The sequence below is a fragment of the Pseudomonas abyssi genome, from assembly GCF_003444685.1.
Classification (GTDB): Bacteria; Pseudomonadota; Gammaproteobacteria; order Pseudomonadales; family Pseudomonadaceae; genus Halopseudomonas; species Halopseudomonas abyssi.
This window is the reverse complement of record NZ_LMAZ01000002.1, coordinates 367,371-386,825: the sequence shown is the minus strand read 5'-3', so window position 1 is coordinate 386,825 and position 19,455 is coordinate 367,371. Positions and strand designations below refer to the sequence as shown.

Genomic DNA, 19,455 nt, shown 5'->3' with positions numbered 1-19,455 from the left:
CTATATCGCCTCTGTCCCGGTGCAGTAAAAAAATTACTGTATAGTCAATGCATTGTGCGTAGTGAGGACAGTATGGACGCAGCATTCTGGCAAGAGCGGTGGCAGCGCGGGGAAATAGGCTTTCACAAGGCGGCAACCAACCCGCTGTTACAGCAGTGGTGGCCGCGCCTGGCCCTTGGCGGGGCAGAGTCGGTCCTGGTGCCCTTGTGCGGCAAGTCGCTTGATCTGATCTGGCTGCGCGCTCAGGGGCACCAGGTGCTTGGCGTCGAGCTGGCGCGCAGTGCACTCGAGGCCTTTGGCGAGGAACATGAGCTGGCGTTGCAGTGGACCCAGCAGGGCAGCTTTGAGGTGGCTAGCGGCAGTGGTTTCAGTCTGTTGTGTGGTGATTACTTTGGCCTGCAGCCCGAGCACGTGGCCGAGGTGGCGGCAGTGTACGACCGCGCTGCGTTGATCGCGTTGCCGCCGGCCATGCGCGAGCGCTACGTGGCCCATCTGCGGCAGCTGTTGCCGGGCGGCTGGAAGATGCTGCTGGTAACTTTGGACTATCCTCAGGAGCAGCGCCCGGGTCCGCCCTTCAGCGTGCCAGACGAAGAGGTACGACGACTCTACGCAGGTTGCTCGATCGAGCTGCTGGACGAGCAGGATGTACTGGCCGATCACGCGGTTTTTGCCAGCCAGGGTATTCAGGCGCTGGTTGAACGGGTTTATCTCATTTCTGCCTGAGGCGTCAGATGCTGGCTGCTCTTGCCCTGCTGTATAAACTGCTGCCGCTCTACGTCACGGTGGGTCTTGGCTGGTTGGCCGGACGCTATCTGGAGGCCAGTGGGCGGCATATCGCCGGCATCATGATGTATATCGTCACGCCGTCGGTGGTCTTTGCCGGTGTGATGCGCGCGCCCCTGTCCGCTGAAGTCATCGCCTTGCCCTTTCTCACTTTCGGCGTCTGCAGCCTGCTGGGCTGGCTGCACCTGCTGATCGCGAGACGGTGGTTTCCGCAGTCCGGCGCCAACATGATTCCGCTCGCCGTTGGCACCGGCAACACCGGTTATTTCGGCATACCGGTGGCCTTGTTGCTGTTTGGTGAGCAGGGGTTGTCGATCTACATCGTCTGCATGCTGGGCACCACGTTATTTGAAACCTCGGTTGGGTTCTATCTGGCTGCCCGCGGGCGCTTCGGTATTCGTGATTGCCTGCTGAAAGTCGCGCGCTTGCCGTCGCTATACGCTTTTTTTCTGGCTGTGTTGCTCAACAGCAGCGGTCTGTCGATCCCTGAGGCATTCGTACCGCTGTTTGACAATCTGCGCGGTGCTTACAGCGTCTTTGGCATGATGATCATCGGCATGAGTATTCTCAGCTTTCAGGGGCTGGCCGGTGACTTGCGCTTTACCGGGCTGGCGTTGCTGGGCAAGTTTGTCAGCTGGCCGCTGATGGCCTTGGCACTGTGCTGGTTCGATAGCCACGTGACCCAGCTGTACGGACAGGATGTCTACCAAGCGATTCTGCTGATCTCCATTACTCCCATTGCCGCCAATACCGTGGTGATCGCGACGCTGCTGGACACCCATCCACGGCAGGTCGCTGGCACAGCGCTGCTCAGCACGCTGGTGGCGCTGGTGTATATCCCGCTGATGATTTCCTGGATCTTTGTTTGAGCGGCGTTGGCGCTTTTTTGCGACTAGACTCCAAATAGAGAAAAAATTGACGCAAAACAGCTAATGCCCGGGGAGCCTTGGCCGATAATTTGATTATGGGATTGAGGAGCGCTGGCCAAGCTACTGAAACAAGGGTGGGTCAGTGTCGTGTAAGGGAAACATGATGTCGTTACGGTTTCCCGGGGCGAAGGGTTACGCCCGGCTGCTGTCGATAAGGCGGAGTCCTATCGAGCCTGTTTCAGGGAATAACCGGCCCGCTGCGGCCTTTTCTGCCTGCGTCTGCTACAAGAGTGATAACCGTTATGCCTAGCCTGATCCGAGATATGAGCTTCCGCTGGAAACTAACCCTTCCCATTCTGATTCTGGCCGCACTGTTTGCTGCTCTGGGGTTGTCTGCATTTTGGGCTGTCTCCAAGGTGGAGTCGCGCCTGGTGCGCGTCTCGACCGACCTGTTGCCACGCAGCTCGGTAGTGCTTGAAGCCGACCGTGACATGTATCAGGCCCTGGCTGCCGAGCGGGCCATTATCGAAGGCGTGTCCTCGAGCGGGCTGGATGCCGAACTCACCGATAACATGCAGCAGGCCAGCGACCGCATAGCACGTTACGCTGCTGCTACCAAAACGCCGGAAGGGCGTGCTCTGGCGGATGAATTCGCCAAGGCATTTGCTGTCTGGAAAGCCACCTCGCTCGAGAACGTTCGCCTAGCTCGATCTGGTAATGCAGACAGGGCCCGTGATATCAGCTACGGCCAGGGCTACGAACAGTTCACTCGTGCACGGGAAATGATCAATAGCATGACCGAGCGGGTCAACGAGCAGGCTGAAGCGGAGGCGCTTGAAGCTGCAGAGGATGTCGCAGCAAGCCACACTCGAGTTTCGGTGGTGCTGGTCATCGGTGCTGTTGTTTGCTTGCTGATGATTGCATTTTTCCCCGGCCTGATTACTAATCCGCTGCGGGAGCTACTGCAGCGGATTCGTGATATCGCCGATGGCGAGGGTGATCTGACCCAGCGTGTGGCGGTGCATTCCAACGATGAGCTAGGCGAGCTCAGTCGCGCGTTCAACGCCTTTCTCGAGCAGCTGCAGACGCTGATTCGCCAGGTTGCCGAATCCACGCTCCAGGTTGCCTCGGCAGCCGAGGAAATGAGCGCCATTGCCAGCGGCCAGGAAAAACTGGTCAATGAGCAGTACATGGCGGTTGATCAGGTCAGCACCGCAGCGACCGAGATGAGCGCAGCGATCCATGAGGTGGCAGATAACGCCCATAGCACTGCCGACGCCGCCCGCGAAGCCGATCGTCAAGGCCACGCTGCTTCTGATGTGGTGTCCGCGACCATGAATGACCTGCGACGCCTCGCTGCAGACGTGGAAGAGGCCGCTGGCGTGATCAACAACCTGGAGCAGGACACAGACAAGATCGGCGGTGTGCTCAGTGTCATTGAAGGCATCGCCGAGCAGACCAACCTGCTGGCACTGAATGCGGCCATTGAGGCGGCGCGTGCCGGCGAGCAGGGGCGCGGCTTTGCAGTAGTGGCCGATGAGGTGCGCGCACTGGCTGCTCGTACCCAGGATTCGACCCGAGACATTCAGCAGATGATTCAGAAACTGCAATCCGGTACCGGTCAGGCGGTTGCGGTCATGCAGCGTGGGGCGGAGCTGGCGGGGCAGAGTGTCGAGAAGGCGGGAGCAACCGAAACCTCGCTCAACGAGACGTCAGCCTCGGTGATGCGCATCAACGACATGGCGGCGCAAATCGCTGCTGCCTGTGAAGAGCAAAGCCAGACCACCGAAGACATCGCCCGTAACATCAGCGGTATTCGCGACCTGTCGAACCAGGCGGCTCAATCCTCTCAGGAAAGCCGCGATGCGAGCAACGCGCTGGCTCGCCTCGCCTCAACCCTGCAGGCGCAGGTCGGTCGCTTCAAAACCTGATATTCGGGTTGTAACTTGAGCATAAGCCGTTACAATAGCGCGGCCTGAGAGCAGTCAGCACTCAGGTCGCTATGGTGGCCCCGTCGGTCCCCTCGCAATGATCAGCCGTGAACCCGGTCAGGCCCGGAAGGGAGCAGCCGCAGCGGTCATATCGTGTGCCGGGGTGTGGCTGCGGGGCCGCCTCCAATCTCCCACCCCCGCTTTGTTCTCCTTCTCGCTCTGTCTGCCGTTTTGGCAGTTTTCTTTCGCGTGCCTGTGTTTCGCGTGGCAATCTTCAGGTCTGTCTGCAGGTGAGTGTGCGTCGGCGGGATGCCCCGGTGGCCAGAACCTGGGGTTGGCGTGCTCGCTGCGGTGCCGTCTATTCAGCCCGGCACCGCAGTGGAACCTTAAACCTTGAAGCGGCTGATCAGCTGCTGCAGATCGCTGGCCAGACGCGCTAGCTCCTCGCTGGTGGCCGCGCTCTGCTGCGATGCTGTGCGGGTCTGTTTGCCGATGTCACTGACGTTGGTGATATTGCGGTTGATTTCCTCGGCAACCGAAGACTGCTCTTCTGCCGCGGAGGCGATTTGTGCATTCACGTCGTTGATGCGGGTAACCGCGTCGGTGATCGCCAGCAGACGATCGCTGGCCAGGCCGACCGCCTCTACGCCTTGCTGCGCTTTGTCGCGGCTGATCTGCATGACGCTCACCGCCTCTCCAGTGCCTTCCTGCAGGCGGCTGATCATGGACTGGATTTCAGTGGTGGACTGCTGAGTGCGTGAGGCCAGTGCGCGCACCTCATCGGCCACTACCGCAAAACCGCGCCCCTGCTCGCCGGCTCGCGCCGCCTCAATGGCCGCATTCAGTGCCAGCAGGTTGGTCTGCTCGGCAACGCCCTGAATAACCGTCAGGACGCTACTGATGTTGTCACTGTCCTGTTCCAGCCGCTGAATGACCTGGGCGGCGCGCTCGACTTCCTCGGCCAGGGACTGGATCGCGTCGATGGTACGGGTGGCTAGCAGCCGGCCCTGCTGTGCTTCCTGGTCTGCCTGGCGCGACGACTCGGCGGCGTCGGCGGCGTTGCGGGCAACGTCCTGCACTGTGGTGGTCATTTCGTGCATGGCGGTCGCCACCTGTTCCACTTCGTGCTGCTGCTGACGCACGCCGTCGCCTGTCTGCACGCTGATGGCCGACGTTTCCTCGGCCGCCGCCGCGAGTTGGTTGCTGGAGCCTGCGACCTGATTGATGGTTTGCTGAAAACGCCCGGCCATGCGGTCGAATGCCTGGCTGATGCGGCCCAGCTCATCGTTGCTCTGGTCACCCGTGCGAGCGGTCAGATCACCTTCGGCCAGACGTGTGCTGGCTTGCTCCAGCCTCGTAACGGCCGCGCTGATGCCGTGAATGATGCTCCATGAGAGCAGCGTCAATACCGCCAGTGCCACCAGCGTGGTTGCGATGTTGATCATCAGGGTCCGGGAGTAGCTCTGCTCCGCCTTTTGATACTCCTGCTCGGCAATAGTGACTTGAAGGGCGAGCATGCGCTCCAGCGTTCCGTCCAGCGCGCTGGCTGCAGGCTGGAGCGATGTCAGCAAGGCGCGGTTTGCGTTGGCGTAATCCTGGCGCTGCAGAGCGGTTAGTGTCGGGTTGACGCCCTGATTCAGCAGCGTGCTCAACTGCTGGCTGGCCTGGCCCGCAAGTTGCTTTTCTTCCGGGGTCAGGTACGTCGCCAGGTACGCTTTCCAGTCGCTGTCGATACGCTTGAGTGAGCCGTTGACTTCCTCGAGGTGTCGATTGACCGGGTGGTCGTGGCTGTTGCTCATCGGCTGGTTGGGGTCGTGCTGAAACGATAACAGCAGTTCGGCTCGGACATTCTGTAATTCCTGCTGGATGCGTCCGAGCTGGCCGGTCGGGATGAGGCGGTCATGGTAGACCGTATCCAGTGATTGTGCGGCCTGATTGATCGCACTGACCGAGATGATGCTCAGGATGATCAGCAGTAGCAGAGCTGATGCGGTCAGGAGGGTAAGCCGTAGTTTGATCGTGAGGTTTGTTAGGGCTGGCATCGTGCTGGTACGTCCTCTGGCATGCTGGAAACTGTCTCGCAACGGCGAACAGGTTTAGCGGGCATGCCTTCGCCCCAGTCCCGCGGACTGTCGCCAGCTGTCGCTTGCAGGGGCGAGAAATGGCGTCTTTCACTCGCATTGTAGCCCTTGCTTGGGTACATTACCCGCTTGCATTCGACCCACCGCAGACGGAACCGAACACAGCCAATGAGTTATCAGGTACTTGCCCGCAAATGGCGTCCGCGCCTGTTCCGTGAAATGGTCGGACAGACCCATGTGCTGCAGGCGCTGATCAATGCGCTGGACAACAACCGCCTGCACCACGCCTATCTGTTCACCGGCACCCGCGGTGTGGGCAAGACCACCATCGCGCGGATTCTGGCCAAATGCCTGAACTGTGAGACCGGGATCAGCTCCGAGCCCTGTGGCACCTGCTCATCCTGTCTGGAAATTGACCAGGGTCGCTTCGTTGACCTGATCGAGGTCGACGCGGCCAGTCGCACCAAGGTTGAAGACACCCGCGAGCTGCTGGAGAACGTGCAGTACGCGCCGACCCGTGGGCGCTTCAAGGTCTACCTGATCGACGAAGTGCACATGCTCTCCAGCCACAGTTTCAACGCGCTGCTGAAAACCCTTGAAGAGCCGCCGGAGCACGTCAAGTTTTTGCTGGCTACGACCGATCCGCAGAAATTGCCGGTCACCATTCTTTCGCGTTGCCTGCAGTTTTCCCTGAAGAATATGCCGCCGGAAAAGGTGGTTGAGCACCTGCAGCATGTTCTGACCGATGAGCAGATCGGTTTTGATCAGGAGTCGCTGTGGCTTTTGGGGCGTGCTGCCGATGGCTCGATGCGCGATGCCCTGAGCCTGACCGACCAGGCTATTGCCTTTGGCAACGGCCAGTTGCAGGTGGCCGAAGTACGCAACATGCTCGGCACCATCGACCACGGCCAGGTGTTTTCTGTGCTGGAAGCGCTGATCGCTGGTGACGCGCGAGCCCTGATGGCGGCAGTAGCCGAGCTGGCAGAGCAGGGCGCGGACTTTTCCGGGGTGCTGGCCGAGCTGATTTCGACGTTGCAGCGCGTGGCGATGGCCCAGGTGGTACCTGAGGCAACCGATAACAGTCTGGGTGATCAGCAGCGTGTGCTGGCGTTGGCCGGGCAGGTCAGTGCCGAGGACGTGCAGCTGTTCTATCAACTGGCCTTGCACGGGCGCCGTGATTTGCCGCTGGCCCCAGAGCCACGTGGCGGCCTGGAAATGGCGTTGCTGCGGATGCTGGCCTTCCGGCCTGGCACATTGGCTGATGTTCGGCCAGCGGGGCAGGTGGTGCCGCCCGGCGACGCGCCGGAAAAGTCGACGGGGTCCAGTCCGGCCAAGACTGAACCCGAGACGACCCCGGCAGCCGCAGCGCCCGTTGTTGCGCCTGCTGCAGCTGTCGAGTCTCATACTGCTGCACCTGCACCTGCACCTGCACCTGCACCTGCACCTGCACCTGCGGTCGAGCCGTCAGGAGCAGCGCCTGAGCCCGAACCCGAAGCAGCTAAGTCCGTCGTACCTGAGCCTGAGCCTGAGCCGGAAGCGGCGCAGGCGAAGCCCGATCCGGTCAGCCACCCGATCAGCTCGACCACGCCGATCAAGCCGCCGCAGGATGAGCCGCCCGCCGACTGGATGGATGGCCCGCCGCCGGATGACAGCGGGATGGGTGAGCGCGATGAAGATGAACTGGACGTCGCCCAATATATCGACGACTGGCAGCTACCGGATGCCGAAGAGCAGGCCGCTGCCGAGGAAGCACAAGACGCCATCAGTGACTTGCCACCGGCCAGTGGCCTAGCGGCCGAATGGCTGGCGCTGTTCGAACGCCTGGGGCTGACCGGTCTGACCCAAAGCATCGCGGCGCACTGTCAGCTGGTGGCCTGCGAGCAGGGGACCTGGACCCTGCATCTGGACCCGGGGCACAGTGCCCTGTACAACGAGAATCATCGCAAGCGGCTGGAGCAGGCCATTGGCACTGTGCAGGAGCAACCGGTGCAACTGCTGGTCGAGGTGGCAGCGCCTACTCAGGAAACGCCTGCTGTGGCTGCGGCCAGACGCAAGGCGGCCCGGCAGCGCGCTGCCGAGCAAAGTATCGTCGCCGATCCCCTGGTGCAACGCTTGCAAAGTGACTTCGCCGCCCATATTTGTGAAGGAAGCATCCGTCCATTGGATGCCCCCGTCAACTGAACTACGAGGATAGCGTCATGATGAAAGGTGGCATGGCAGGCCTGATGAAGCAGGCCCAGCAAATGCAGGAAAAGATGGCCAAGATGCAGGAAGAACTGGCCAACATGGAAATCACCGGTCAGTCTGGCGCTGGTCTGGTGTCCGTGCTGATGACCGGCCGTCACGATGTGCGCCGTGTCAGCATCGATGACAGCCTGATGCAGGAAGATAAAGAAGTGCTCGAGGATCTGATCGCCGCCGCCATCAACGATGCGGTGCGCAAGCTGGAGCAGACCAATCAGGAAAAGATGGCCGGCTTCACCGGGGGCATGAATCTCCCCGACGGCTTCAAGATGCCGTTCTGATCCATGGCCTTCAGTCCGCTTATCCGGCAGATGGTCGACGCCCTTCGCGGCCTGCCTGGGGTTGGTCCCAAGACGGCGCAGCGCATGGCGTTGCACCTGCTGGAGCGTGATCGTCCGGCAGCAGCCCATCTGGCGCAGGCGCTGCAGGCTGCCATTGACGGGGTGGGCTATTGCAAACGTTGCCGCACCCTGAGCGAGACCGAGATCTGTTCGCTGTGCAGTGATCCGCGTCGCGACGACAGCCTGCTCTGTGTGCTGCAGAGCCCCGCTGATGTCTGGGCGGTAGAGCAGGCTGGCGGCTATCACGGCCGCTATTTTGTGCTCAAGGGGCACCTGTCTCCGCTGGATGGCATGGGCCCAGAAGAGATCGGCGTACCGGCACTGCTCGACTGTCTGGAGGGGCGAGCCGTGACCGAAGTCATTCTGGCGACCAATCCGACCGTAGAGGGCGAGGCAACCGCGCATTACATTGCCGGCTTGCTGCGCCCCCGTGGTATCAAGGTATCTCGCATTGCGCATGGCGTGCCGCTGGGCGGCGAGCTGGAATACATCGACGGCGGCACCCTGGCCCACGCGCTGGCGGGCCGTACCCAGATTCTCTGAGGTGCGCGGTCAGTCGGTGAGCTGACCTAACTGGTAGTCGCGCACGGCCTGTCTTATCTCCGCTTCGGTATTCATGACGAACGGACCGTATTGGACAACGGGCTCGCCGATCGGCCGGGCCGCCATCAACAGTAGCCGGGTACCAGCGGCCTGGGCTGTCAGGCTTACCCCCACGCCATCGCTTAACAGACCAAGCTGGCCGCGCGTTAGCGTGGCTGAGCTTTCCTCTGCGTCGATAGCGACCGCCCCTTCGTACACATACAACAGGGCGGTATGGCCGGCGGGCGTGGGCAGTTGTACCTGCTCATCTGCGCCCAGGTGCAGGTCGACATACAGCGGCTGGGTGCTGCCGCCGTGAATGGGGCCTTGTACAGTCTGCTCCTCCAGCACCAGGCTACCGGCGATCAGTTTGAGCTGGCCGCCACCTGGCAGGGAGCGCGTGGGCATCGCCTCGGGTGGCAGATCCTGGTAGTGGGCCGGCTGCATTTTTTCGGCGGCAGGCAGATTCAGCCAGAGCTGGAAACCACGCATGGTGCCGTGGTCCTGCTGGGGCATTTCCGAGTGGATGATCCCGCGTCCGGCGGTCATCCATTGCACGCCGCCGGGGCCGAGCAGGCCACGGTTGCCCAGGTGGTCTTCGTGCAGCATGCGACCTTCCAGCATGTAGGTCACTGTCTCAAAGCCACGGTGCGGGTGCGACGGAAAGCCACCAATGTAGTCGGCTGCCTCGTCGGAGCCAAACTCATCAAGCATCAGAAAGGGGTCAAGCTGGCGGGCGTCTGGGCCGCCGAATACGCGGGTCAGGCGCACACCGTCACCGTCGGCGGCGGGTTGGCCGACACGGCTATCCAGCAGGGTACGATAGGTGGTCATGGCGCATCTCCTCAATCAGGTTATGCGCCATTCTATAAGCAGATAATTTGATTGAATAACGCAAAATATGCGTTATTCGTATCGAATTTATTGATTTTCTTGCGCGGCTTTTGCGGCGGCGTCTTCAGCGTTCAGCTCGTCGATGATGCGCTGATAGCCCTGGCAGGAGTCGTAACGGCCGTTGGCCGGGTCTTGCTCTTGCAGCGCCTTGAGGCGGGCGTTCAGTTCTTCGGCCTTGCCGGGCTGGTCCTTGGTTCGGTCATAGATCAACTGAGCAAGGTGCTCGCCCTTGGCGATGGCTTCCTCTGGGGTACAGGCCAGTGCCGAGATGCTGCTCAGGCCAAGCAGGCCACCCAGGGCCCAGGTTGCAAACGTTTTCATTATTACCTCACTCGACCGCACGGAAAGAGACTTATGTTAGCCGCTGCGGCGTCAGCCTCCAAGCACTGGCGGTATCGAGGGGTGGCTTCTGCGCTGATATGTCACAGCTGCGCATCGCGCAGCATGTCGGCGGGAATGCTGTGGCGGTGCGCCAGGCTGACGTCTCCGGTGTCCGGGTGAAATACGATCAGTACCTCGCCTTTTTCCAGCATGCGGCGTACCTGGGCAACCCGGCGCTCAAGGCTGTCGTCAAAGCCGTTGTCGGTGCCGTCGCGGGTTACAAAGTCCTCGAGCAGGGCGTCGAGGGTGGCGGGTTCAAGCATCTGGTAGGGGATCAACATACGTCTGATTCTCAGCTGACGTCGGGGCGTCAATGGTACACTTGGCGCCTTTGTCAGCCTATCGTTGTGCCATGATTACCGACCCGTTTTTCTATCTCTGTGCCATTCCTGCCGTGTTGCTGTACGGCATCGCCAAGGGCGGGTTTGGCGGCAACATCGCCATTGTCTCGGTGCCGCTGATGGCATTGGTGGTGGCGCCGCAGCAGGCCGCTGCGATCCTGTTGCCGATTCTTTGCCTGATGGACCTGGTCGCCTTGCGCACTTTCCGTGGTCGCTGGGACCGCACCAACCTGCGCATCATTCTGCCAGCGGCGATAGTCGGTGTGCTGATCGGCGCGCTGACCTTTCGCTTGATGAATGAGCAGCACATCCGGCTGTTGATCGGGGTGATTGCGGTCAGCTTTGTGATCAATGCCTGGTGGCGCCGCGATCAGCAGCAAGCGCGGCCGGCGAATGCCTGGCGCGGGCGCTTTTGGGGCATGCTATCTGGTTTTACCAGCTTTGGCATTCACGCGGGCGGCCCGCCGATCAATGTGTACATGCTGCCCCAACGGCTGGAAAAAACCCTGCTGATGGGCACCCTGGCGGTATTCTTCACGTTGGTGAACTGGGTAAAGGTGCCGGCCTATCTCTACCTCGGGCAGTTCTCCAGTGAAAACCTGCTGACCTCGCTGGTGTTGATGCCCTTGGCGCCGATCGGTGTGCGCTGTGGCTACTGGTTGCTGCAGCGCAGCAACGAGAAGCTCATCTATCAGCTGTGCTATGTGTTTCTGCTACTGACCGGTGGTAAGTTGCTGGTGGAGGGGGTCATAGGGCTGCTGGCTTGATCAGGCGGCGCAGGCAGGCAAACAACTGTTCGTTCTCGACGGGTTTGGCCAGGTAGTCATCCATGCCGGCGGTCATGCCTTCCAACCGGTGGCTGTCGAGAACATGGGCTGTGAGCGCAACAACAGGAATGCGCGCCAGGTGCTCGCGCTGCTCATGCGCGCGAATGCGTCTGGTGGCCTCAAACCCGTCGAGAACCGGCATCTCACAGTCCATCAGAATCAGGCTGTAGCTGGCCGGGGCATCGCGGTAGCGTTGCACGGCCTCTGCGCCGTTCTCGGCAATTTCTACGCTGTAACCCGCCTTTTCCAGCAGGCTGCGCACGACCAGCTGATTCACCGGGTTGTCTTCGGCAACCAGTAGATGGCCTCTGACAACCGGTGGCTGGCCGCTGCTACTCGGCGGCTCGTCGCTGGCGGGCTGGGGGGCAAGCAGTTGGCGCAACAGCTCACGGAGTTGAGCGGGCAGCAGCGGCGTTGTCTGCTCCAGCAGCACGCCTTTGCCGGGTAACAGGGGGCGGTGGTCGTCTGCTGCGCGTAGCAGCAAAATCGGCGTCTGCCCGTCGGTTATCAGGGGTTGCAGCTGATCAACAGCAATACCCTGGCAGTCGATCATCATCAATTCGCAGTCACTGGCTGCGCCGTCCGGTTGGCAGATGACCCGATAGCCAACGCGCTCAAGCTGCAGGCGATAGCTCAGCTGCGCATCGCTCTGACGCGCAATCAGCGCGGCAACCGGTGGCGTGTCAGGGCGGGGCGCCTGGAGTTCGGTTGCTCTCAGCGGCACCTGCACCCGGATGCTGGTGCCTTCGTCCTGGGTGCTCTGCAAGGTGATGTCGCCTTGCATCAGGCGCACCAGTTCCTGGCTGATTGCCAGGCCCAGGCCGGTACCACCGTAACGCCGTGTAGTGCTGCTGTCGGCCTGGGTAAAGGAGTTGAACAGTTGACTCTGGGCCTGCTCCGCAATACCGATACCGGTGTCGCGTATGGTGCATTCCAGCAGCCAGAGATCACGCTCGCCACCGGCAGGGCGGCCGTCCAGGTGCAGGCTGACGTGACCTTGCTCGGTAAACTTGAAGGCGTTGCTCAGCAGATTCATCAGGATCTGCTTCAGGCGCGTTGGGTCACCCTGCAACTGGCGGGGCAGGTGAGGGGCCACACTGCAGTACAGTGCCAGGCGTTTCTCCAACGCTTGGGCGGTGAACAGTCCGGTCACATCGGAGGCGAGCTCTTCCGGGTCGAAGGGGAGCTGTTCCAGCTCCACCTTGCCTGATTCAAGGCGAGCAAAGTCGAGAATGTCGTTGATGACGGTCAGCAGGGTCTGGCCTGACTTGCTGATGGTATCCAGATAAAAGCGCTGACGATTGTCCAAGCGGGTATCACCGAGCAGTTGCAGCATGCCCAGCACACCGTTCATCGGGGTGCGAATCTCATGGCTCATGCGGGCCAGAAAGCGCCCTTGGGCCCGGGTTTCGAGGCGCGCCTGACGCGCTGACTCATCGGCGTGAAAGCGCGCCTCTTTCAGCGCATTGATGCGGTCAGCCAGACCCAGAGACAGCAGGATCATTTCGGCGCAAGTGCCAATCTTGACCCAATGCGAACCGTACGGAATGCCTGGCAGCTCGTAACCCAGTGAGCCGGCTGTTGACAGCACCAGGGAGATCAGCAGCAGGCTCCAGGCCAGGGTGTAGTAGGAGCCGTAGCGAAAGCCTCGGCGCCAGACATACAACCCGCTGAATAACAGCACGATGGAGCTGATCAGTACCGTCAGGCTGGCCATGTTGTTGTACAGGTCAACGCTGATCAGCGGCAGGCTGATCATGGCCAGCAGCACCAGCAGGATCTTGCTGCGAAGCAGCAGGTCCAGTTGCGGGAACTGCTCGCGGGTATGCAGGAAGTAGCGGCTGAACTGGGTAGACACCGCACAGTGCAGAAACATCAGGGTGTAAATAGTCAGCGTTTGCACGGACACGCTGGCATTGATCCACTTCCAGGCCAGGCCATCGAAGGCCGCCATGAACAACACCATGTTCAGCAGGTACAGCAGGTACCAGAAATAGGTTTTCTCGCGCAGGGAGCTGAGCAGAAACAGGTTGTAGGCCAGCAGCCCCAGCAGTACGCCATAGAACAGGCCGTGCAACAGCATGCTGGTTTCCAGCTGCGCGCTGCTGGCCGGCCAGCTGGCGTAGTGCAGCGGTATGAAAACGGTACTGCTGCTGTCGACGCGCAACATGAAACGATGGACACCGGGCGTCAGCTCCAGGGCAAACCAGTGCTTGCTGACGCCTACCGGACGTTCGTCGAACGGCTGGTAGTCGCCTCCGGTCTGCTCCCGCAGGGTACCGTCCGGGGTTTGCTGGTACAGGTGCAACTGATCAAGCAGGGCGTAATCCACTTGCAGAACGCCTTGTACCGGCACATTACCGGTGTTTTGCAGGGCAAACTGCAGCCACCATACCGAATGGTTTTTGCCTTCGTTGACAAAACGAGTGTGCACCTGGCGCCAGGGCAGATGCTGCTGGCCTTGTAGCAATCGGTCGGCTGTCAGGTTGCCTGCGGGGTCTTCCAGCAGCAGTAGATGGCTGGTGAGGTTGATGCGTGGGCTGTCCCGGGTAATCTCGAGCGGCGCCAATGCCTGCATGGCGGTCGGCTGGGGCGGCGCTGCGATGAGGCTGCCGGATAATGCCCAGAGCAGCAGGAGTAGACAGCATTGACGCATGAATGTGGTATCCGTACGGCAGCCGCTCTATTGTGCTTTTTGCTTTGCGGCAGTGCTGTCCCTGATGCTAGCACATGGCCGGTTCAGTCAGCAGCCCGGCGCTGGCGTTTCGGACGGTCGGTGGCGTTGCGGCGTATCAGCTGGCGCAGCAGAAACCGTGAGGGATGCACTGCTTCTGCCAGCTCACGCGGCAAAGGCAGCGGCTCGTTATTCATCCACGCCGCCAGCAGTTCCCCGCTCAGCGGGCCGCTTATCAGGCCGCGTGAGCCATGCGCAACATTGACGTAGAGGCCCTGGTGCCAGGGTGCAGGGCTGTCTGGTCGCAGACTGGCATCGTTGCCAAGCGCGGCATAGCGCTCGGTGAAGGCGTTGGCATCAACCACCGGGCCAATCAGCGGCAGATAGTCGGGCGCGGTACAGCGCAGGCCAACCCGGGCGCCACTGGGCGTGGTGTGCTGCAGCGACTGATGCAGCGCCGGCGACAGGGCCTGCAGCAGATGCAGGTTATGCGCGTTCTCCTCCTCGCTGGGCTGCAGGTCCAGCCGGTCAAAGCGAAAGCTTGCGCCAAGGTGATGACTGCCCTGGCGGCTGGGGGAAATATAGCCGTCGGCGCACAGCACGGTCCGCAGCTCTGCGCTTTGCGTATTGGTCGGCAAATGGGTGAGCTGGCCGCGAATGGCCTTGAGCGGCAGGTGCGCCGTTTGCTCAAACGCGGCGGTGTCATGGGCGCAGCAGAGAATGACCCGAGGTGCCTCGGCCAGCACACTGCCCTGTGCATCCAGGATCTGCCAGTGCGTTGCGCAGTGCTGCAATTCAATCGCATGGCGATAGGGGTGCACACTGATCAATGGATGCTGCAGCAGCGCCTCACACAGGCGCGGAGGGCTGACCCAGCCGCCGCCAGGAAAGAACAGCCCGGGTTGTTCAATGGGCACACCAGCCAGTGCGCTGGCCTGCTCGGCCGTCATGGCGTGCAGAAAACTCGCTGGATAGCCCTGGCTGGCCAGCCCCTGCTGGCGTTTTTGTTCGCGCTCGTCGCCGCCGAGCTGGAGTACGCCACATTGCTGCCAGGTGTCCTGGTTTTGCGGCAGCGTTCGTGTCAGCAGGCGCAAGCTGTACTGATAGCTGCTCTGAATAAAGCGCGACAGCGGCGGATGATGCGGGGACAGCTTGCAGTACAGAATGCCCTGCGGATTCCCCGAGGCGCCTTGGGCGACGTCTGCTTCGCGCTCCAGCAGCGTTACCTGCCAGCCGCGTCGTGCCAGCGCATGGGCGCTGCAGGCGCCAGCCAGTCCGCCGCCGATGACCACCGCCTGGCGCTCGCTGGTCCCGCCGGGGCGTGCAAACCAGGGCGCCTGCCAGCCTGCCTCCGGCGTCTGTTCCAGCTGGCCGCAGAGCATTTCCCGCTTGCGCCCAAAACCTTTGACCTTGCGCATGGTAAAACCGGCTGTCTGCAGGCCTCGACGCACGTCGCCTACGCTGGTGAAGGTGGCGACGGTCGCTCCCGGGCGCGATAACGCGGCCATGCGCTGGTAGAGCGCGGGCTGCCACATGTCGGGGTTGCGGGCGGGGGCAAAGCCATCGAGAAACCAGGCGTCAACGCCGGCGTCCAGTTGCGGCAGCGTGTCAAACAGGTCGCCGATCAGCAGGGTCAGGGTGACGCGTCCGTGTGCCAGAGAAAAGTGCTGCCAACCGGCGGTCAGGTCGCGATACTGCTCAAGCAGTTCGCTGGCGTAGGCGGCCAGCTCTGGCCAGATAGCCAGCGCACGCTGCATGTCTGTCGGGCTGAGCGGGTATTTTTCTGTGCTGACAAAGTGCAGGCAGGCGTCTTGAGGCGCGCAGGTATCCCAGAGTTGCCAGGCGGCCAGAAAGTTGAGACCGGTGCCAAAGCCGGTTTCAGCAATGCAAAAGTGCGCACCCGCGTCGAGCGCGGCCCAGCGATCGGCCAATTGATTGTGCCGCAGAAACACATGGCGGGTTTCGTCCAGACCGCTTTCGCGCGAGAAGTAGACATCGGCAAAACGGGTGGAGAACGGCTGGTCGCCATCCATCCAGGTCAGGTCGGCAGATTCGACAGGGGTGTGGCTCACAATGGCTCCGGGCTGCTGGGCGTGGGCGCCATTGTATCCGGGCATCAGCTCAGATTGGGCAAAATCAGCAGCAACCAGGTTGCAAGCACGACCAGGGCCACGGTGGACCACTTGGCCTTATAAAACGGTTTCATGGCATACGCCTTCTTGTTTTTATTGGGCGGGCGCCTTGTGGGCGCCTTGATGTGCGTGCTCCTGGTTGGAGTTGGCACCAAGGGGGAGGTTGTGGCCTCCACCCAGTGTTATTTATAGCACGGCGTGGTGAGCCGTCGATGTCAGGTATGTGACGGTGTTAGATAAATTGGCTACAAGAGAGGCGCGGATCAATTCCACGCGCCCTCTGCGAGGGCCCGAGCGTGCAGCGCGACACAGTGAGCTGCATGCCGGCACGCGGAATCAAGATCGGCGCTTCTCAAGAGCCGAACGAGGACCGGTGTTGGTTACTGGTACAGGCGCTCGGTCCTTGCTGCCATGATCAGGTCGTTCAGATGGACGCCACCGGCATCGTGGCTCCACCAGCTGACGGTGACCTTGCCCCACTCCAGCAGCAGGGCCGGATGATGATTTTGCTGCTCGGCCAGTGCGCCAACCTGGTTGACGAAGGTCAGGGCCTTGGCAAAGTCAGGGAAGCTGTAGGCCCGCTTGATGCGGGGCACCTCAGCCTGGGTGACCAGCGACCAGTCGGGCAGGGCGGCCAGCTGTCGGTGGATCTCTGCCTCGTTGAGTACTGGCTGGCCCTGGACCAGTGTACGGTCTGCGAGGTCGGTCATAGTGGCTCTCCTTTTGGCAAATGAGCTGCCAGCATAGCAGTCAGGGTTCTGAATGACAGGTTACTGGGGGCTGTCTCGGGTATCATGGCCGCTGACAGTGATAGGGAGAGGGCGTGCGGGTGATGCGGGTGCGGTGGTTGCGCAGAGGGCTGCGCTTTCTAGGCTGGCGGCCGGACAGCACCAGTCACCGGGAAAAGCTGGTGTCTGCGCTCGGGACGACGCTCGCGTTGATTCTGCTGTACGGGGTCACGCATCTGGTCATGGCCGAGGCCGCGCTCTGGGTCACCGGCTCCATGGGCGCCAGCGCGGTGCTGGTGTTTGCCATGCCGCACGGCACGTTGTCGCAGCCCTGGTCGGTGATTGGCGGGCATGTCCTGTCTGCGGCCTTTGGCGTGGCCTGCGTGCAGTGGCTGCCGCCCGGCTTCTGGCTGGCCGCGCTGGCGGTGGGCGGCAGCGTCGTCGTCATGATGTATGCCCGCTGCCTGCACCCGCCGGGCAGCGCCACAGCGATGATTGTCGTGCTGGGTGGGCCGCAGATCACCGAGGCCGGCTTTGCCTTCGTGGTGTATCCGATCTTGCTCGATGTGCTGGTGATCGTGCTGTTCGCCGTGGCCTTCAATGCCCTGTTTGAGGGGCGGCGCTATCCTCTGCCGCTGGTTCGTCACCAGGTCTCACGCGCGCCGGGCATCGCTCCTGAAGACTTTGAACATGCGCTCAAGCAGATGAACGCCTACATGGATATCGAGTTTGATGATCTGCTGCGGTTGGTCGAACTGGCCAACAACAACGCCCAGAGCAAGGGCGTGGCTGCCGCAGACCTGGTCGCCGGTGCCTACTACAGCAACGGGCTTCCCGGAAGTAACTGGTCCGTGCGCGAAGTACAGCAGGTGGTCAATCGGCCCGGCCGAGCGGGGCGGGTGCGTTATCGTATCGTTAAGGGCGCCGGTGAGGGTGGCAACGGTATCTGCCGGGTCAGCGAGTTTGTGCGCTGGGCGCGCTACCGGGTCGAACCCGATGAGCAACGGCGGCTCTGGCATAGGGTCACCGGTGAGGAAGAGACCGGCTGACCGGTACAGTTGCCGGAGCAAACTGTCTCTGTCGGCAACTGCTGCGCCTTTCTACAATGGTGTCTTCTTCCCCCTTCCTCGAGTTATCTCCATGCACGTGTCTTCCGGGCGCTGGCTTTATGGTTTTCTGTTGGCGCTGACCACCACCCTGTTGTGGGGCGTACTGCCGATCATGCTCAAGCAGGTGCTGCAGGTCATGGATCCTTACACCGTGACCTGGTACCGCTTGCTCAGTGCCGGACTGGTCCTGTTCTGCTGGCTGGCCGCCAAGCGACGCCTGCCCTCGATCATGGCCCTGTCCGGGCGTAATCGCGGGTTGCTGGTGGTTGCCATTCTGGGGTTGGCCTTCAACTACGTGCTGTACCTGATGGCGCTGAACCGGCTGTCCGCAGGCACCATGCAACTGATCATCCAGACCGCGCCAGTGATGTTGATGCTGGGCAGCATGCTGGTATTTCGCGAGCGCTTTGGTTTGGGACAGGTGCTGGGCCTGCTGGTGTTGCTGCCGGGTTTTGTGCTGTTCTTCAATCAGCGTCTGGCTGAGCTGCTGTCACAGATGAGCAGCTACACACTGGGTATTCTGATTGCGCTGGCCTCGGCGTTCAGCTGGGCGCTTTACGGACTGGCACAGAAACAGCTGCTGACGGTCTGGTCGTCGGTCACCGTGATGATGGTGATCTACCTGTCCTGTGCGCTGCTGATCTGGCCGTTGGCGAGTCCAGCGCAGGTGTTGTCCTTGAGCAGTCTGCAGGCCTGGTTGCTGGTGGGCTGTTGCCTGAATACCCTGGTGGCCTACGGCGCCTTTGCCGAGGCGCTGGCGCATTGGGAGGCCTCGCGGGTCAGTGCGACGGTGACGACCACGCCGTTGTTTACCTTTTCTATGGTCGCGCTCGGAGCGATGCTCTGGCCGGGGCTGATCGAGCCGGAAGTGCTCAATAACCTGGCCTATGTCGGCGCGTTGCTGGTGGTGTTGGGCTCGGCGCTGATCGCACTGGCGCCCAGCCTGATTCAGAATTTGCGCCAACGTCGCCTGCGGCGCCTGAGCGTGACGCCACCACCGGCGGGTTCCTGAGTTAGACTAGCGGGCCGTGAAACCGCCACAGGAGACAGCCATGTCCACCACCCAGGAAGCCCTGCACCAGGCGCTGCAGGCGCTGCAGCCCAGTCATCTTGAGCTGACCAACGAAAGCTACATGCACAGTGTGCCGCCGGGTTCGGAATCGCACTTCAAGGCGGTGATCGTCAGCGAGGACTTTGCCGGGCTGAACGCCGTAAAACGGCACCAGGCGGTCTACCGCGCCCTCGGTGAGCTGATGCAGCGCATTCACGCCCTGGCTCTGCATACCTACACGGCAGAAGAATGGCAGCAACGTCAGCAGGCGCCGGACTCGCCCAATTGTCTGGGTGGCGGCAAGCACGGTTGATTGACGCTCCGGTGGTTTGGTGCGGCTGGCAGTAAATGGCTTTTAGCAGCCTGTTTTTATCAGGTCAGCTTTTCGCCTTTACGGCGAGCTAAGGTGCTACTGGCGTCACCCCTCAGCAGGACGCGGAGCGTGGGAATGATCAGCGATGGTCAAGCGTGCACGGAATCCAGTCCC

General features: G+C 61.6%; 17 protein-coding genes, 1 other RNA gene and 2 pseudogenes. 12 read left to right on the top strand and 8 right to left on the bottom strand.

The window, feature by feature from the left end; all coding sequences use genetic code 11:
• Nucleotides 1–72 precede the first annotated feature (72 nt).
• From ASB58_RS09960 to ffs, 5 genes and pseudogenes are all read left to right on the top strand, one after another.
• Nucleotides 73–723, top strand: coding sequence for a thiopurine S-methyltransferase (locus ASB58_RS09960; protein ID WP_118130376.1), 651 nt, complete (start codon nucleotides 73–75; stop codon nucleotides 721–723).
• Nucleotides 724–731: 8 nt separating this feature from the next.
• A complete protein-coding gene (locus ASB58_RS09955) occupies nucleotides 732–1,652 on the top strand; it encodes an AEC family transporter (RefSeq protein ID WP_096004232.1) in 921 nt (306 codons plus the stop codon).
• A gap of 302 nt (nucleotides 1,653–1,954) precedes the next feature.
• Nucleotides 1,955–2,725 (top strand): annotated as a pseudogene (locus ASB58_RS20560) (HAMP domain-containing protein); the annotation flags it as partial.
• A gap of 69 nt (nucleotides 2,726–2,794) precedes the next feature.
• A complete protein-coding gene (locus tag ASB58_RS20555; protein ID WP_456239131.1) occupies nucleotides 2,795–3,583 on the top strand; it encodes a methyl-accepting chemotaxis protein in 789 nt (262 codons plus the stop codon).
• An 81-nt stretch (nucleotides 3,584–3,664) separates the two neighbouring features.
• Nucleotides 3,665–3,761, top strand: an RNA gene (gene ffs, locus ASB58_RS09945) — signal recognition particle sRNA small type.
• Nucleotides 3,762–3,969: 208 nt separating this feature from the next.
• Here ffs and ASB58_RS20550 read toward each other — a convergent pair.
• Together ASB58_RS20550 and ASB58_RS20545 are read right to left on the bottom strand one after the other, a co-directional pair.
• Nucleotides 3,970–4,683 (bottom strand): methyl-accepting chemotaxis protein, encoded by a 714-nt coding sequence (locus tag ASB58_RS20550; protein WP_425221990.1) that lies wholly within the window; start codon nucleotides 4,681–4,683, stop codon nucleotides 3,970–3,972.
• A 144-nt stretch (nucleotides 4,684–4,827) separates the two neighbouring features.
• Nucleotides 4,828–5,625 (bottom strand): annotated as a pseudogene (locus ASB58_RS20545) (MCP four helix bundle domain-containing protein); the annotation flags it as partial.
• 207 nt (nucleotides 5,626–5,832) lie between these two features.
• On the opposite strand from ASB58_RS20545, the gene dnaX reads away from it, so the two are divergent.
• The 3 genes from dnaX to recR are packed head-to-tail and all read left to right on the top strand — an operon-like array spanning nucleotide 5,833 to nucleotide 8,792.
• Nucleotides 5,833–7,845 (top strand): DNA polymerase III subunit gamma/tau, encoded by a 2,013-nt coding sequence (gene dnaX, locus ASB58_RS09935; RefSeq protein ID WP_118130369.1) that lies wholly within the window; start codon nucleotides 5,833–5,835, stop codon nucleotides 7,843–7,845.
• A gap of 17 nt (nucleotides 7,846–7,862) precedes the next feature.
• Nucleotides 7,863–8,189 (top strand): YbaB/EbfC family nucleoid-associated protein, encoded by a 327-nt coding sequence (locus ASB58_RS09930; protein ID WP_083726622.1) that lies wholly within the window; start codon nucleotides 7,863–7,865, stop codon nucleotides 8,187–8,189.
• Nucleotides 8,190–8,192: 3 nt separating this feature from the next.
• Nucleotides 8,193–8,792, top strand: a complete 600-nt coding sequence (recR, locus tag ASB58_RS09925) for a recombination mediator RecR (protein WP_096004228.1) — start codon at nucleotides 8,193–8,195, stop codon at nucleotides 8,790–8,792.
• A gap of 9 nt (nucleotides 8,793–8,801) precedes the next feature.
• Here recR and ASB58_RS09920 read toward each other — a convergent pair whose 3' ends face one another.
• The 3 genes from ASB58_RS09920 to ASB58_RS09910 form a co-directional block, all read right to left on the bottom strand.
• Nucleotides 8,802–9,665 carry a pirin family protein gene (locus tag ASB58_RS09920; RefSeq protein WP_118130367.1) on the bottom strand — a complete coding sequence of 288 codons (864 nt, stop codon included), beginning with the start codon at nucleotides 9,663–9,665 and terminating at the stop codon, nucleotides 8,802–8,804.
• Nucleotides 9,666–9,752: 87 nt separating this feature from the next.
• Nucleotides 9,753–10,046, bottom strand: coding sequence for a hypothetical protein (locus tag ASB58_RS09915; protein WP_083726628.1), 294 nt, complete (start codon nucleotides 10,044–10,046; stop codon nucleotides 9,753–9,755).
• A gap of 101 nt (nucleotides 10,047–10,147) precedes the next feature.
• Entirely contained in the window at nucleotides 10,148–10,387 is a 240-nt protein-coding gene (locus tag ASB58_RS09910; RefSeq protein WP_118130365.1) for a YheU family protein, read from the bottom strand.
• Between the two features lie 71 nt (nucleotides 10,388–10,458).
• Between ASB58_RS09910 and ASB58_RS09905 the strand changes: the two genes are divergently transcribed.
• Complete coding sequence (locus ASB58_RS09905) at nucleotides 10,459–11,214, top strand: sulfite exporter TauE/SafE family protein (protein WP_118130363.1); 756 nt, start codon at nucleotides 10,459–10,461, stop codon at nucleotides 11,212–11,214.
• Here ASB58_RS09905 and ASB58_RS09900 read toward each other — a convergent pair.
• The 3 genes from ASB58_RS09900 to ASB58_RS09890 form a co-directional block, all read right to left on the bottom strand.
• Nucleotides 11,195–13,930, bottom strand: a complete 2,736-nt coding sequence (locus tag ASB58_RS09900) for a hybrid sensor histidine kinase/response regulator family protein (protein ID WP_118130361.1) — start codon at nucleotides 13,928–13,930, stop codon at nucleotides 11,195–11,197. The two genes, ASB58_RS09905 and ASB58_RS09900, sit on opposite strands and share 20 nt — an antisense overlap.
• Nucleotides 13,931–14,013: 83 nt before the next feature.
• Nucleotides 14,014–16,020, bottom strand: a complete 2,007-nt coding sequence (gene mnmC, locus ASB58_RS09895; protein WP_268877911.1) for a bifunctional tRNA (5-methylaminomethyl-2-thiouridine)(34)-methyltransferase MnmC2/FAD-dependent 5-carboxymethylaminomethyl-2-thiouridine(34) oxidoreductase MnmC1 — start codon at nucleotides 16,018–16,020, stop codon at nucleotides 14,014–14,016.
• A 440-nt stretch (nucleotides 16,021–16,460) separates the two neighbouring features.
• A complete protein-coding gene (locus ASB58_RS09890) occupies nucleotides 16,461–16,790 on the bottom strand; it encodes a 4a-hydroxytetrahydrobiopterin dehydratase (protein ID WP_118130357.1) in 330 nt (109 codons plus the stop codon).
• Nucleotides 16,791–16,912: 122 nt separating this feature from the next.
• Here ASB58_RS09890 and ASB58_RS09885 point away from each other — a divergent pair, with 122 nt between their 5' ends.
• The 3 genes from ASB58_RS09885 to ASB58_RS09875 all read left to right on the top strand — a co-directional run bounded on the left by ASB58_RS09885 (nucleotide 16,913) and on the right by ASB58_RS09875 (nucleotide 19,281).
• A complete protein-coding gene (locus ASB58_RS09885) occupies nucleotides 16,913–17,857 on the top strand; it encodes an HPP family protein (RefSeq protein WP_118130355.1) in 945 nt (314 codons plus the stop codon).
• Nucleotides 17,858–17,948: 91 nt separating this feature from the next.
• Nucleotides 17,949–18,929 (top strand): DMT family transporter, encoded by a 981-nt coding sequence (locus tag ASB58_RS09880; RefSeq protein ID WP_096004220.1) that lies wholly within the window; start codon nucleotides 17,949–17,951, stop codon nucleotides 18,927–18,929.
• A gap of 40 nt (nucleotides 18,930–18,969) precedes the next feature.
• A complete protein-coding gene (locus ASB58_RS09875) occupies nucleotides 18,970–19,281 on the top strand; it encodes a BolA family protein (RefSeq protein WP_118130353.1) in 312 nt (103 codons plus the stop codon).
• Nucleotides 19,282–19,455: the final 174 nt, after the last annotated feature.

Bases quoted from the DNA above. Each gene is read 5' to 3' on its own strand.
- ASB58_RS09915 (WP_083726628.1), bottom strand. From the start codon at position 10,046: ATGAAAACGTTTGCAACCTGGGCCCTGGGTGGCCTGCTTGGCCTGAGC.
- ASB58_RS09875 (WP_118130353.1), top strand. From the start codon at position 18,970: ATGTCCACCACCCAGGAAGCCCTGCACCAGGCGCTGCAGGCGCTGCAG.
- ASB58_RS09960 (WP_118130376.1), top strand. From the start codon at position 73: ATGGACGCAGCATTCTGGCAAGAGCGGTGGCAGCGCGGGGAAATAGGC.
- ASB58_RS09930 (WP_083726622.1), top strand. From the start codon at position 7,863: ATGATGAAAGGTGGCATGGCAGGCCTGATGAAGCAGGCCCAGCAAATG.
- ASB58_RS09955 (WP_096004232.1), top strand. From the start codon at position 732: ATGCTGGCTGCTCTTGCCCTGCTGTATAAACTGCTGCCGCTCTACGTC.
- ASB58_RS09885 (WP_118130355.1), top strand. From the start codon at position 16,913: ATGCGGGTGCGGTGGTTGCGCAGAGGGCTGCGCTTTCTAGGCTGGCGG.
- ASB58_RS09910 (WP_118130365.1), bottom strand. From the start codon at position 10,387: ATGTTGATCCCCTACCAGATGCTTGAACCCGCCACCCTCGACGCCCTG.
- ASB58_RS09900 (WP_118130361.1), bottom strand. From the start codon at position 13,930: ATGCGTCAATGCTGTCTACTCCTGCTGCTCTGGGCATTATCCGGCAGC.
- ASB58_RS20550 (WP_425221990.1), bottom strand. From the start codon at position 4,683: ATGCACGAAATGACCACCACAGTGCAGGACGTTGCCCGCAACGCCGCC.
- ASB58_RS09890 (WP_118130357.1), bottom strand. From the start codon at position 16,790: ATGACCGACCTCGCAGACCGTACACTGGTCCAGGGCCAGCCAGTACTC.
- ASB58_RS20555 (WP_456239131.1), top strand. From the start codon at position 2,795: ATGAGCGCCATTGCCAGCGGCCAGGAAAAACTGGTCAATGAGCAGTAC.
- recR (WP_096004228.1), top strand. From the start codon at position 8,193: ATGGCCTTCAGTCCGCTTATCCGGCAGATGGTCGACGCCCTTCGCGGC.
- ASB58_RS09905 (WP_118130363.1), top strand. From the start codon at position 10,459: ATGATTACCGACCCGTTTTTCTATCTCTGTGCCATTCCTGCCGTGTTG.
- ASB58_RS09880 (WP_096004220.1), top strand. From the start codon at position 17,949: ATGCACGTGTCTTCCGGGCGCTGGCTTTATGGTTTTCTGTTGGCGCTG.
- ASB58_RS09920 (WP_118130367.1), bottom strand. From the start codon at position 9,665: ATGACCACCTATCGTACCCTGCTGGATAGCCGTGTCGGCCAACCCGCC.
- dnaX (WP_118130369.1), top strand. From the start codon at position 5,833: ATGAGTTATCAGGTACTTGCCCGCAAATGGCGTCCGCGCCTGTTCCGT.